The following is a 13,184-nucleotide window of genomic DNA, read 5'->3' on the forward strand; positions in this document are numbered from 1 at the left end:
CTCTTCTTTGGCTTTTCGGTCGCGAAGCGTACCCTATCTCATGGTCATCGATAGGAGCGGATAGATGGCAGCTGAGGATGATGATCGCCCTGGCCTGAAGGTTCCCTCGGGCCGTCTGTCGCGGATGGTGTCCATGGGGGGGCTCGCCGGCGGGATTGCGGGCAATATGCTGGTCGAAGGAGGGAAACGGTTGGCCAAGGGAGAGCGCCCCTCTCTCAATGAATTGCTGCTCACCCCCGGCAATGCGAACCGGGTCGCCGACCAGCTTTCCCGCCTGCGCGGTGCCGCCATGAAGGTGGGCCAGCTCATCTCCATGGATGCCGGGGAAATCGTCCCGCCCGAACTCGCCGAACTCCTCGCCCGTCTCCGCTCCTCCGCCCACGCGATGCCGGCCAAACAATTAAGGTCCGTCCTCAACGATCAATGGGGCCGGGGATGGATCTCGAATTTCGAGCGCTTCGACGTCACGCCCCTCGCCGCCGCCTCGATCGGCCAGGTCCATCGCGGCCTCACGAAAGACGGCCGGGACCTCGCCATCAAGGTTCAATATCCAGGGGTCCGAGAGAGCATTGACAGTGATGTCGACAATGTCATGTCACTGATCAAACTCTCAGGTGTGCTACCCAAGTCACTCGATTTGAAGCCCCTCCTCGATGAGGCGAAAGCACAATTGCACGAAGAAGCCGATTACCGGCGGGAGGCTGAATATTTGAGCCGCTTTGTGGCATTATTGGGTGAGGACGACAGGTTTTGCCTCCCCAAAGCCTATGACGATCTGACGACGACCGATGTCCTCGCCATGGATTACCTGCCCGGCAACCCCATCGAGTCCGTTGAACATCTCGACCAGGTGGAAAGAGATCGCGTGGCCACTCTCCTCTTCGATCTCTTCATCCATGAGATCTACAGCTATCGTCTCATGCAGACCGATCCTAACTTCGCCAATTTTCTCTATCATCCAAAGACGAAGAAAGTCGTGCTGCTCGACTTCGGCGCAACGCGCGAATTCGAAGAGGACTTTACCGAATGCTACCGTCGGCTCGCCGTGGGCGGCCTGTCGGGGGATCAGGAGATGGTGCGGGCAGCCGCGGCCGGGATCGGGTTTTCGACCGACGGGATGGCAACGGAGAAAGCCCAATTGCTGATGGACATGCTGTCGATCAGTCTCGAGCCTGTCCGGGAGAACGCCCCCTTCGATTTCGGGAAAAGCGACATTGCCCAGCGTTTGCGGGATAAGGGGTTGGCTTTCAGGCAGGACGGCGATTTCGGCCCCGTCCCCAAACCCCAGGCGCTCTTCCTCCACCGGAAGGTGGCGGGGATCTATCTTCTCGCCCATCGCCTGAAGGCCCGGGTAAATGTGCGGGCCTTGCTCAACCCCTTCATTCCCGAAGTCTCAGAGTAGGCCCAACTCATCGAGCGCGCGGTCGACCGCGGCCTTACTGCGCTCGCTGGTCGGCACGAGGGGCAGACGCAATTCCTCACGGCAGAGACCGAGGCGGGCCAGCGCGTATTTCGTCGGCCCGGGACTTGTCTCGACGAACAGGGCTTCGTGGAGGGCCGTCAAGCGATCCTGAAGCTCCAGGGCATCGGCAAATCGCCCATTGAGACACGCGTCCTGTAATTGAGCACATTGCTCGGGGGCGACATTCGCCGTCACCGAGATACAGCCTTGGCCGCCCATGGCATTATAGCCGACAGCGGTCATATCCTCACCGGAGAGCTGAATGAAGTCTTTGCCGCAGGCCCGGCGATGCAGCGCCACCCGACCCAAATCGCCTGTGGCGTCCTTCACCCCCACAATGGTGGGAACCGTCGACAGACGGGCGAGGGTTTCGACGGCCACGTCGGTCTGGGTCCGGCCGGGCACGTTATAGACCAGGATCGGCAGATCGGTGGCTTCCGCCAGGTGACGGTAATGGGCTTCGATACCGCTCTGTGGGGGTTTATTGTAATATCCTGTCGTGGCGAGAAGGGCGTCGGCGCCCGCCCCCTCGGCCTGTTCAGCCAAGCGGATCGCCGCCACGGTATTGTTCGATCCCGCCCCGGCAATCACCGGGATACGTCCCTTCACGGTCTCGACGCAATGGGTGACGACCGCGATATGCTCCCGCTCGCTCAGCGTGGCCGACTCCCCGGTGGTGCCAACGGGAATAACGGCCCGGGTCCCCGCCGCGATCTGGCGTTCGATCAGGGCGGCGTAGGCGTCATAATCGACCTCACCGCCTTTGAAGGGAGTTACGAGGGCGGTCATCGATCCCGCCATCCACTGAGTCACAGTCGCAAGAGAAAAAGCCATTCGTGGCAGCTAATCTCTGAAAATTCATACCGCAAGCATCTCTTACCGGACTGACGAAGCCCGAAGCCGTGCTATTATAATAAAACGACTATTTTGGTACTGCCATGCGCCCTTTGTATCTGTCTTTCTTGTCATTTCTGGCCATCGTCGGCGGGGGGCCAATGGCCGCCTCCGCCGCTCTATCCGCCCAGACAAAGGCCCCCTCGGCCGATCCGACGGTGCGGTATCTGAGCCAGACCGATGAGGCGCGGCTAAGGGGCCTCTTTGACGCCATTGAGCGGGGGGACAGCGTCACCGCACAGCAGCTTCGGCGCACCCTTGAGGGGGGAATTGCCTCGGCCCTTGGCGAATGGGCGGTCCTACGGGCTGAGGCCGAAGACATCGGCGCGGCGCGGATCTTCGCCTTTCTGGACGCCTACCCAAACTGGCCGAGCACCTCATGGCTGCAGGAGCAAGCGGAAGGACAGCTCGACGACCTCGCGCCCGCCGAAATCCTCCATTATTTCGATGGTCGGGACCCTGTGAGTTTCGAGGGATGGGTTGCCCTGGCGCGCGCCCGCCGCGCATCCGGCAGCGAAGCGGGCGCCACCGCCGCGATCAAAGAGCTCTGGATCGACAGCAATCTGGCGAACCGGCAGGAGGATCAGATCCTTGAGGAGTTTGGCGACCTGCTCACCCAGCAGGACCATATCGCCAAGGTCGACCGTCAATTGTTCGATATCCGGGCCACGGTCTCGCGCCGCCTCCTCCCCTATTTGCCGGCGAAGGAGCGGCGGGAGGCGGAGGCCAGGATCGCCCTCCTGCGGGCCGATGCGAATGGCCTTGCCCTCTACCGCGCCCTCCCCGCCGACAGTCAGGCCGATAGCGGCGTCCTCCACGCGCTGGTTCGCTATTACCGCCGGTCCGATCAGGACGATTTGGCGATCGAGACCGCCGGTCGCGCGCCCCTCTCCCCCACTGCCCTGCGGGATCCGGAAGATTGGTACGAGGAACGTCGGCTCCTGACCCGGTGGGCCCTGAAGAACGCGCGGTTCGAAGATGCCTATACGCTTTCGGCCTATTCAGGCCTCGAAGAGGGGGGCGATTTCGCCGAGGCGGAGTTTATGGCGGGGTGGGTGGCGTTGCGCTTCCTCCATGACCCTGAGCGGGCCGTCGCACATTTCACCTATCTGAACAGCGGCGTCGGCGCCCCTATCAGTCGGGGGCGGGCGGAATATTGGCTCGCCCGCGCCTATGAAGCCGCCGGCATTGAGAGCCAGGCGCGGCTCCACTATACCGTGGCCGCCGAGTTTCCTTACACCTATTACGGCCAGCTCGCCGTTGCCGCCCTTGGCGTCCCGGAGGATAGCCCCCCCTTCCCGGAGGCGCCGCCGCTCTCCGCCGCCGAGCTGACGACCTTTGAAAACTTGCCCTTGGTGCAGGCGATGCGTGTCCTTGTGCGGATCGATGAGGACGACCATTTCGACCGGTTCGCCAGGGCCCTCGACGATGAGCTTGACAGCCCCACCGCCGTCCGCGCCTATGAAGACCTCGTGCTGAGCGAGGGGAAATATTATCTCTCCGTCCGCGCCGCAAAGGTCGCGCGCAATAACGGGGCCGAGGTGCCAGAGGTGATCTATCCCCTCTATCCCGTGCCTCAGGCCGCGACCCGCTATGCCGAGCCCTCTCTGATTTTGGGACTCAGTCGTCAGGAGTCGGAGTTTAACCCCCGCGCCTATTCCCCGGCGCGCGCCAGGGGGCTGATGCAAATGCTCGCCTCCACCGCCCAGATTACCGCCCGCAAGGAAGGGATCCCCTATTCCACGTCACGGTTGATGAGCGACCCGGACTATAATCTCACCTTGGGCGCCGCGCATCTCAGCCACCTGATCGAACGCTTTGGCGGCAGCTATATCATGGTGATGGCCGCCTATAATGCCGGCCCCCATCGGGTCGACCAATGGATCGAGACCTATGGCGACCCGAGGGCTCGCGATGTCGACCCCATCGACTGGGTGGAATTGATCCCCTTTTCCGAAACCCGCAATTACGTGATGCGGGTGACCGAGAACACCCAAGTCTACCGCGCCCGGCTCAATAATCAGCCGCTTGGCTCGATGATCCTCGCCGATCTGACCCGCGGCGGCGGCTCCCCCGAGGCGATTGGGGTCCGCCCCTCCTCACCGCAATTGCTGCAAGCGGCCCTTTCGGGCAGTCAGGCGACCTTCGGCGAAAATGCCCTGTCCGTCCCCGGACGATTGCCCAAAGCGATGCAGGTCTTTGACAGTCTCAAGACGGTGGTGACGCCCGTCGGCGGGGGCGTTGCTCCTATTCCGGCCACGGAATAGATCACTGAAAAAGGGGGGACCTCAGCCCGCCTTTTGCCAGCGCCCCTCCGGGTCCTGGCGCCAATAGGTGGCCGCCTGGCCGCTGGCCTTGACCGCCCGCCACGCATCCCGCGCCGCCGCCGCCCCGTCCTCATCGAATAACAGGACGATCCGCTCCAGGCCCTCTCCCCCCTTCTCGACGCCCTCGGCAACGAGACTGAAGAGGATTTGCCGTCCAGGCGGCAGGGTCTCATCGGCGGTGAGCCAGATTGGCTGATCCGCCGCCGGGGGCCCCGCACCATGGGGCAGGAAGGAATCGTCCGCATAGGTCCAGAGCGCGTCATCCCAATAGCGCACCGCCGCCTCGTCGGGCAGCCTGACCACGGCGCGCCAGTCCCGCGCCAAGGAGCGTTCGAGCAGCACCGGCAGCACCGCCTCCGGCCTCGCCCGCTCACAATGATAAAACAGGATTTCGGTCATGCGCCTTTGTGACGACCCTTCGCGCCGGTGCCAAGCGCGGCTATGCCCGCCCCGATATGCAGAAAGATCCCCTCACCCTCTGGGCGGTATCGGATGGCCGTGCCGGCATGGCGAACCAGGTCCTCGGCCTGGCCGAGGCGCTGGCGCGCCGGACCCCCTGCCGGATCGTCGAGAAGACGATCGTCATCACCCCCCCCCATGACCGCCTGCCAAGGGGTCCCCTTGGCCCCTCCCTCGCCCGCCTAGCCCCGTCGAGCGATCCCCTCTCTCCGCCCTGGCCGGATATCTGGCTTGCCTGCGGGCGTCGCACGGTGCCCCTCTCCCTTGAGGTTCGGGCCATGGCGGGCGCCCCCTTTGTCGTGCAGACCCAAGACCCCAAGGCCCCGCTCGGCGGTTTCGACCTTGTCCTGCCCCCGGCCCATGACCAGCTGAGCGGCGCGAATGTCCTGCCGCTGATCGGCGCGCCGAACCGCCTCTCCTCGGTCAGGATGGCGAAGGACGCCCTGGCCCTGGAGGCGGAGGTGGGGCCCGCCGACAAGACCGCCGTCGCCCTGATCGGCGGGGACAGCAAGCAGTACAAGATGACCCCGAATGCGGTGAGCCTGATGCTCGAAGCCCTGGCCGCGGCGGAGGATGCGGGCCACCGTGTCCTGATCACCTTTTCCCGCCGCACCCCGGCCTGGGTCAAACCGCATTTCGCCAAAGGGTTGCCAAAGGCGTGGATTTGGGATGGCAATGCGGTGGGACAGATCGGCAACCCCTATTTCGGCCTTCTTGGCCTCGCCGACCGTCTTTATGTCACGGCGGAGAGTGCCAATATGCTGACCGACGCGGCCTTTACCGGCTGTCCCGTCCACCTGCTGCCCCTGCAAGGGGGGGCGGCGAAATGGCGGCGCCTGCACGCGTCGCTCGAGGCCCATGGCGTGCTGCGCCCCGATGCCGGGCCGGACGACCACTGGACCTATCCCCCGCTGCGAGAGACCGACCGTGCCGCCGACGCCCTCCTCGCCCTTTATCGGCGCGCCCGGAGATGAGGGGGACGCGATCAACGCCTCGCGGTCTCCGGCGGCTGACCTGGCGGGTCGGGCGATGGCTCGGCAGGGAGCGGCTCCGGACCCTCAATCAGGGGCGCACGGTACTGCGGCGGCCATGGCGGGACTGGCGGGCGTTCCTCAAGGGCATGGACGTTCTTGAGGGGGCGTTTTACCGGCTGTTCCTCATCGTCTTCGTCACTGTGGTTTTCAGTCTCGGCTGGCTCTCTGTCACCGGGCATTTGCCGGTCTTCGACGGCCTCATCCCCTCCGGCTATGGCGGGCGGAATGGGTGGGAGGAATTCCGCTCCCTGATGTTCGGCCTTGCGGGTCTCGCCGGGGCGATCTTTGGCCTTTATCAATTGGGCAATGCGTCGACCCGCACGCGGCTGACCCGGCTCGACACCGACACCAAGCGGGAGGCGGTGCGCAATGAACGCTTTGTCAGTGCCGCCCAATTGCTGGCCCATGGGGATGGGGCCGTCCGGATGGCCGGTATTTACCCCCTGGAGCGTCTGGCCACCGAAGACGGCCATGTCTATTTCCAAACCGTCATCGACGTGCTGGCGGGGTTTGTGCGGGAACGGACCAATCGCCCCGACTATCCCCCGCGCCTCGCGGCGGGGGAAGAGCCTGAGCTGGAGGCGGCATCGCCCGACGCCTCATGGGCTGACAGAAGAGCCCTTGAGGCGCGAAATGCCGAAAAGCGGCGCGATTGGTACGGACAATGGGCGCCGCCGACGGAGCCCATGGCCACGGCGCTCACCGCCCTCAGCCGCCTGACGAAAAACGCCCATGGCCGCGCCGTCGCCTTGCCCCGCGTCAACCTCACCGCCGCACGCCTGCCCCATTGGCGCGCTTCAGAGGTCTTCGCCCGAGAATGGGAATGGCGTGAAGCGGTTCTCGTTGAGAGCGACTTGCAGTCCGCGGACGTTCGCGGGGCCAACCTCAGCAAGGCCAACCTCAGCAAGGCCAACCTCAGCAAGGCCGACCTCAGCAGGGCCAACCTCATTGATGCCGACCTCAGCAAGGCCGACCTCAGCAAGGCCGACCTCGTCGGGGCCAGACTCATCTGGGCCAACCTCAGCGGAGCCGACCTCGCCGAGGCCAACCTCAGCGAGACCAGATTGACTGACGCCAAGGGGCTCACGGCACACATTCTCAATCGCTCCCTATGGCCTACGGCACGACCGCCTAAAGGAGCTGTCAGCCAAAGCGCCATCATCGAAGAGCTCGACAAAACCTGGTGCACGGACCCCGAGGACCCGACGCGCCTTCACCCTATAGGAAAGCAGGGCGCCCCACCGCCCTTGCCGGAAAAATAACGGGGGCGAGAAGAGGAGCCCTTCGACCTCTGACAGCCGCCCTCAGCCCCGCGCCGCCCGCGCCGCCTTGAGCTGGGCGAAATCCGCATCGGCGTGATAGCTCGACCGTGTGAGGGGGGAGGCGGAGACCATCAAAAAGCCCTTGGCCCGGGCGATGGACTCATAGGTCGCAAATTCCTCAGGCGGAACAAAACGGTCCACCGGGGCGTGTTTGCGGGTCGGCTGAAGATATTGCCCGATGGTCAGGAAATCGATCCCCGCCGAGCGCATATCGTCCATCACCTGCATCACCTCTTCCCGCGTCTCGCCCAGGCCCACCATCAGGCCGGATTTGGTGAATTGCCGGGGCGCCCGCTCCTTCACCCGCTCCAACAGGCGGAGGGAGTGGTAATAGCGCGCCCCCGGACGAATGGAGAGATAGAGCCGCGGCACGGTTTCGAGATTGTGGTTGAACACATCGGGGCCCGCATCGATCACCCGGTCGAGGGCCGCTGACGGTTTGCGCAGAAAATCGGGGGTCAGGATTTCGATGGTCGTGCCCGGCGCATGGTGCCGGATCGCCTCGATCACCTTGGCGAAATGGTCGGCGCCGCCATCTGCCAGATCGTCCCGGTCGACGGAGGTGATGACCACATGGTTGAGGCCCATTTCGGCGGTGGCGCGGCCGACCTTGTCCGGCTCCTCCGCATCGAGGGCGCCGGGCAGGCCCGTCTTCACATTGCAAAAGGCGCAGGCCCGGGTGCAGGTATCGCCAAGGATCATCATGGTGGCGTGCTTTTTCTCCCAGCACTCACCGATATTGGGACAGGCCGCCTCCTCACAGACGGTGACCAGCCCCTTGGACTTCACGATCTGTCGGGTTTCCTTATAGCCCTCTGAGACGGGGGCCTTGACCCGGATCCATTCAGGCTTGCGCCCGACGGGGCTGTCGGGCCGCTTTTGCTTTTCGGGGTGGCGACGCGCGGCCGCGCTGGCGGTGTCGATGAGAGTGACCATAGCCCTTAGATAGGGAATTGCGGCGGGTTTGTCAGCGCACCGTCGCCGCCGCCAGCGAAAGGGCCGCAAGGCGGGTCAAAGGGTCCTCCGGCAGCGGCGCTGCCTCCTCATCCGTGGCCAGGGCGGCGAGGCGGTCGAGATCCTCCATCCGCACCAGATATTCATCCGGCCGCGCCAGCCCGAGCACCGAGCGCACCTTTTCATCGAGGAGATCCTTGTCGAGCCGATCCTCCCGCAGGCGATCGGTCCGCTCCTCCAGCGCCGTTTTTTGGGATTGCAAGGCCGCAAGATGGTCTCGCCGTGCCGCGATATCCGCTTCGAGCCGCTCGGCGACGATCAGACCTTCGTCCGAATTCACCGTCAGGAGCGCATTATAACCGGTGGTGACCACCAAGAAGGCAGCCGCCACGGGCTGCAAAAAACCGACTACTGACAATGACAAGCCCAACCTCTCGATCCTCTCAAGGGCTTTGCTTTGGCCTCATCAAGGTGAAGAGAGTCTGAATCGCGGGGCCGTTTTTTCGGCTTTTCGTGAAAATGTCCGTTTACCAATATTACCGGAAGCCCGTCCTGTACCGCCCCAGGCCACCTTGTCGATAAGGGCGTCCCGAAACGATACAGGCTGATAAGGGGTGAGGCCGACTAGTCTTTGTCGCCCCCCCCCGCGGGATTAGCCCCGCAGGATCGATTTGCCGGCAAAGCGGGCGGAGGGGCCCAGATCCTCCTCGATCCGCAGGAGCTGGTTATATTTGGCGGTCCGGTCGGCACGGGCGAGGGAGCCGGTCTTGATCTGACCGCAGGCCGTGGCCACGGCGAGGTCGGCGATGGTCGTATCCTCGGTCTCCCCCGATCGGTGAGACATCACCGCGGTATAGCCGCCGCGATGGGCACGGGACACCGCGCGCATCGTTTCGGTCAGTGTACCGATCTGATTGACCTTGACCAGGATCGAGTTCGCCGCGCCCTTTTCGAGGCCGGTGACCAGGCGTTTTTCATTGGTCACGAACAAATCATCGCCCACCAATTGACAGCGGTCGCCGATTTTTTCGGTCAGGGTGACCCACCCGTCCCAATCGTCTTCGGCCATGCCATCCTCGATCGAGATGATGGGATAGGCATCCACGAGGCGGACGAGATAGTCGGTCATCCCGGCGGCATCGAGGGTCTTGCCCTCCCCTTCGAGGTGATATTTGCCGTCCTTGTAGAACTCCGTACTCGCCACATCGAGGGCGAGGTGCATGTCGTCACCGGCGGTGTAGCCTGCCTTGTCGATCGCTTTCATGATGAAATCGAGGGCTTCGTCGGTGGAGGACAGGGTCGGGGCAAAGCCGCCTTCGTCCCCGACATTGGTGTTGTGACCAGCGGCCTTCAGCTCGGCCTTGAGGGCGTGGAAGGTTTCCGCCCCCATGCGCAGGGCTTCGGCAAAGCTGCCCGCGCCGGTGGGCATGATCATGAATTCCTGGATGTCGATGGGGTTGTCCGCATGGGCCCCGCCATTGACGATATTCATCATCGGCACCGGCAACAGATCCGCCGAGACCCCGCCGACATAGCGGTAAAGCGGCTGGCCGGTCTGCTTGGCGGCCGCCTTGGCCACGGCGAGGGAGACCCCCAAAATAGCATTCGCCCCGAGGGACGCTTTGTTGGGGGAGCCGTCGAGGTCGATCATCGCTTCGTCGATAAAGACCTGCTCTTCGACATCGAGGCCGACAATCGCTTCGAAAATCGAAGAATTGACGGCATCGACCGCCCCGCGCACGCCCTTGCCGCCATACCGCTCGCCGCCATCGCGGCGCTCATGGGCCTCGTGAACGCCGGTGGAGGCGCCGGAGGGCACCGCGGCCCGTCCCATCACGCCATCTTCGGTGAACACATCGACTTCAACCGTCGGATTGCCGCGGCTGTCGAGAATTTCCCGGGCATTGATGTCGATAATCGCGGTCATAGAGCCTCCTCGCAAACGTCTGCTCTGCTATGGACTATCCTGCCGCAAAGCGGAAGATGCGGGCGGCGCCGATGAGGCGGGGGCCTCGCGCCCTCGCTTTTGCGCGGTGGTCTTCGCAGCTTTTTTTGAGAAAATTTTTCGCTTGGGCGGGCCGCATTAACCCCGCCGCCTTAACGCCATCGCGCGGCACCCCCTTACCGCTGCCCTGACCCCCGCGCCAGTCAAGGGCGCCAGGGCCCGGCCGGCATCGGCGGGGCGTTCTCGCGAGGGCCTTAGTCGTCCTGGGGCGGCAGGACCTGGCGGCCGCGATAGGTGCCGGCCTTCAGGTCGATATGGTGGTTGCGGCGCAGATTGCCGCTCTCCCGGTCCTCAATGAAGGACGGGGCGCCCAGCGCATCATGGGCCCGGCGCATGCCGCGTTTGGCGCGGGTGACCTTACTCTTGGGGACAGCCATGGCGAGGCTCCTTCTCCTGGGTTCTGACCGAGGACGACCGACGCGGCGCCGCCGCCCCAGCCATCGGGGGTCGAAAAGACGCTGCCAATACGCGCCGCCCCGACAAAAGACAAGGCCCCGATGCGGCGGGCCCCTCCCCCCTCATCCCCCCTCATCCCCCCTCATCAGCGTAAAGAAAGACCCCGTTAAGCTTACTGAAAACCGATAAAAGACAATCCCTTAAAGTGACGGCTTTGAGACATCTGAAAGGGTAATCCTTGGGCAAGTTTCAAGGTGCTCTCATGTCCCTTCGCGTTGCGTTCCCCCTCGCCGCTCTCCGCCGCTCTTTCCTGCTTGGGGGGCTCATCATCGCCGGAATGCTCGCCATCGCCCCCCCCAAGGCCAGCGCCGCCGAGCCCATCGCCACGGTGCAGGACCTCGCCCGCGCCTCCTGGCCGATTCTGTCCCCGGCCCAAAAACGGCTCGTCGACCTCCTCGCCGAGGCCGCCTTCGAAGAAGAGCTCTCCCCCACCCAGCGGGCGCGCATCGGCGGCACCCCCACCGCCCGCTTCACCAGCCTGCCCGAATGGCGCAAAACCGCCTTCCGCGGCATGGCCATCAAACAATTGGGGTTCGCCGCCCCCGACGCCCTCAGACAGGCCATCTAGGGGCGAGACGAGGTTAGACTAAGCGCGACCGATCAAGGGCCGCCTTGATGAAGCTCGCGAAGAGAGGGTGCGGATCGAAGGGGCGGGATTTGAGTTCCGGGTGGAACTGCACCGTCACGAACCATGGGTGGTCGGGGATTTCCATGATTTCAGGGAGGCGACCATCCGGTGACAGCCCCGAGAAGAGAACCCCATGGGCCTCGAGCGAGGCCCGCAAGCCCATATCCACCTCATATCGGTGCCGGTGGCGCTCAACGATCGTATCGCTGCCGTAAATCTCCCTGACCCTTGAGCCCGGCGACAGCTTCGCTTCATAGGCGCCAAGACGCATCGTCCCGCCAAGGTCGCTGTCCCCCGACCGCTCCTCGACCACATCCCCGCGGACCCATTCGGTCATCAGGCCGACAACGGGGTCACCTTCTGCACCAAACTCCGTCGATGTGGCGTCCGCATGGCCAAGAAGATTTCGCGCCGCCTCGATCACCGCCATCTGCATGCCGAAGCAGATCCCGAAATAGGGAATCGAGGAGGTGCGGGCATAGCCCGCCGCCCTGATTTTCCCCTCCGAGCCTCGCTCCCCAAAACCGCCGGGGACCAGGATTCCATGCACTGACTGGAGGCGGGACACCGCATTCTCGGTATCCTCAAAGACCCCTGAGTCCACCCATTCGATATTAACGCGGACATTATTGGCGATGCCGCCATGGATCAGCGCCTCGATCAGGGATTTATAGGCATCCTTCAGGACGGTGTATTTGCCCACCACCGCGATCGTGACTTCCCCATCGGGGGCGGTGATACGACTGACGATTTCCCGCCATTTGGAAAGATCGGGGGGCGGCGCATCGTCAATCCCAAAGGCTGAGAGCACTTCGGCATCGAACCCTTCGGCGTGATAGGCCAAGGGCACCTCGTAAATCGTCCGGGCATCCATCGCTTCGATGACAGAACTGGGCCGGACATTGCAGAAAAGCGCAATCTTCCGCCGCTCGCCCTCGGGAATGGGCCGGTCAGCCCGAACCAGCAGGATCTCCGGCTGAATGCCAATCGACCGCAATTCCTTGACGGAGTGCTGCGTGGGCTTGGTCTTCATCTCCCCCGCTGCGGGGATATAGGGCATCAAGGTCAGATGGATGTAGAGACATCGTCCCCTCGGCAATTCGTTCCCCAACTGACGAATTGCTTCGAAGAACGGCAGGCCCTCAATGTCACCGACCGTGCCGCCGATTTCACAGAGCACAAAATCGGCCATCTCCCCGTCCTTGCCGGGGGCAGGGGATAAAACGAACTCTTTGATCGCGTCGGTGACATGGGGGATCACCTGAACCGTCGCGCCGAGATAATCGCCGCGACGCTCCTTCTCGATGATCGAGGAATAGATCTGCCCGGTGGTGACATTGTCCGCCCGGCTGGCGCTGACGCCGGTGAAGCGTTCATAATGCCCAAGGTCGAGATCAGTCTCGGCCCCATCGTCCGTCACAAACACTTCCCCATGCTGATAAGGGGACATCGTTCCCGGATCGACATTGATATAGGGATCGAGCTTCCGTAGGCGGACAGAGTACCCTCGAGCCTGAAGAAGCGCACCAAGAGCGGCCGAAGCGACGCCCTTGCCGAGTGAGGAGACCACGCCGCCGGTGATGAAAATGTACCGCGTCATGGAAGGCCCGCTTAGGCGTGAGCGAGGCAAGGCCGCAAGACCA

12 protein-coding genes are annotated in these 13,184 nt (G+C 63.7%); 5 read left to right on the top strand and 7 right to left on the bottom strand.

Annotated features, from left to right (window positions below; all coding sequences use genetic code 11):
- Nucleotides 1-64: 64 nt before the first annotated feature.
- Nucleotides 65-1,402 carry an ABC1 kinase family protein gene (locus PB2503_RS11425; protein WP_013301414.1) on the top strand — a complete coding sequence of 446 codons (1,338 nt, stop codon included), beginning with the start codon at nucleotides 65-67 and terminating at the stop codon, nucleotides 1,400-1,402.
- On the opposite strand, the gene dapA is transcribed toward PB2503_RS11425, so the two are convergent.
- The gene (dapA, locus tag PB2503_RS11430; RefSeq protein WP_238525772.1) at nucleotides 1,394-2,251 is read right to left on the bottom strand and encodes a 4-hydroxy-tetrahydrodipicolinate synthase; all 858 of its coding nucleotides are present in this window, start codon (nucleotides 2,249-2,251) and stop codon (nucleotides 1,394-1,396) included. The two genes, PB2503_RS11425 and dapA, sit on opposite strands and share 9 nt — an antisense overlap.
- 149 nt (nucleotides 2,252-2,400) lie before the next feature.
- Between dapA and PB2503_RS11435 the strand changes: the two genes are divergently transcribed.
- Nucleotides 2,401-4,623, top strand: coding sequence for a lytic transglycosylase domain-containing protein (locus PB2503_RS11435; protein WP_013301416.1), 2,223 nt, complete (start codon nucleotides 2,401-2,403; stop codon nucleotides 4,621-4,623).
- 21 nt (nucleotides 4,624-4,644) lie between these two features.
- Here the strand turns inward: PB2503_RS11435 and PB2503_RS11440 are convergent, their stop codons facing one another.
- Nucleotides 4,645-5,082, bottom strand: coding sequence for a DNA polymerase III subunit chi (locus PB2503_RS11440; protein ID WP_013301417.1), 438 nt, complete (start codon nucleotides 5,080-5,082; stop codon nucleotides 4,645-4,647).
- Nucleotides 5,083-5,090: 8 nt separating this feature from the next.
- On the opposite strand from PB2503_RS11440, the gene PB2503_RS11445 reads away from it, so the two are divergent.
- Both PB2503_RS11445 and PB2503_RS14880 read left to right on the top strand, forming a co-directional pair.
- Nucleotides 5,091-6,116, top strand: coding sequence for a mitochondrial fission ELM1 family protein (locus tag PB2503_RS11445; protein WP_013301418.1), 1,026 nt, complete (start codon nucleotides 5,091-5,093; stop codon nucleotides 6,114-6,116).
- A complete protein-coding gene (locus tag PB2503_RS14880) occupies nucleotides 6,113-7,438 on the top strand; it encodes a pentapeptide repeat-containing protein (RefSeq protein ID WP_083811074.1) in 1,326 nt (441 codons plus the stop codon). The genes PB2503_RS11445 and PB2503_RS14880 overlap by 4 nt, the downstream gene beginning before the upstream one ends.
- 42 nt (nucleotides 7,439-7,480) lie before the next feature.
- Here PB2503_RS14880 and lipA read toward each other — a convergent pair whose 3' ends face one another.
- The 4 genes from lipA to rpmF all read right to left on the bottom strand — a co-directional run bounded on the left by lipA (nucleotide 7,481) and on the right by rpmF (nucleotide 10,834).
- Nucleotides 7,481-8,434: a lipoyl synthase gene (lipA, locus tag PB2503_RS11455; protein WP_013301420.1), complete on the bottom strand. Its 954-nt coding sequence runs from the start codon at nucleotides 8,432-8,434 to the stop codon at nucleotides 7,481-7,483.
- A 31-nt stretch (nucleotides 8,435-8,465) separates the two neighbouring features.
- Nucleotides 8,466-8,876 carry an FtsB family cell division protein gene (locus PB2503_RS11460; protein ID WP_158305849.1) on the bottom strand — a complete coding sequence of 137 codons (411 nt, stop codon included), beginning with the start codon at nucleotides 8,874-8,876 and terminating at the stop codon, nucleotides 8,466-8,468.
- 228 nt (nucleotides 8,877-9,104) lie between these two features.
- Nucleotides 9,105-10,379 carry a phosphopyruvate hydratase gene (gene eno, locus PB2503_RS11465; protein WP_013301422.1) on the bottom strand — a complete coding sequence of 425 codons (1,275 nt, stop codon included), beginning with the start codon at nucleotides 10,377-10,379 and terminating at the stop codon, nucleotides 9,105-9,107.
- 272 nt (nucleotides 10,380-10,651) lie between these two features.
- Nucleotides 10,652-10,834, bottom strand: a complete 183-nt coding sequence (gene rpmF, locus PB2503_RS11470; protein WP_013301840.1) for a 50S ribosomal protein L32 — start codon at nucleotides 10,832-10,834, stop codon at nucleotides 10,652-10,654.
- A 281-nt stretch (nucleotides 10,835-11,115) separates the two neighbouring features.
- On the opposite strand from rpmF, the gene PB2503_RS15075 reads away from it, so the two are divergent.
- Nucleotides 11,116-11,481, top strand: coding sequence for a hypothetical protein (locus PB2503_RS15075; protein WP_013301424.1), 366 nt, complete (start codon nucleotides 11,116-11,118; stop codon nucleotides 11,479-11,481).
- A 13-nt stretch (nucleotides 11,482-11,494) separates the two neighbouring features.
- Here the strand turns inward: PB2503_RS15075 and PB2503_RS11480 are convergent, their stop codons facing one another.
- A complete protein-coding gene (locus PB2503_RS11480) occupies nucleotides 11,495-13,141 on the bottom strand; it encodes a CTP synthase (protein ID WP_013301425.1) in 1,647 nt (548 codons plus the stop codon).
- Nucleotides 13,142-13,184 lie beyond the last annotated feature (43 nt).

The organism is Parvularcula bermudensis HTCC2503 (genome assembly GCF_000152825.2).
In the GTDB taxonomy this organism is placed as follows: domain Bacteria; phylum Pseudomonadota; class Alphaproteobacteria; order Caulobacterales; family Parvularculaceae; genus Parvularcula; species Parvularcula bermudensis.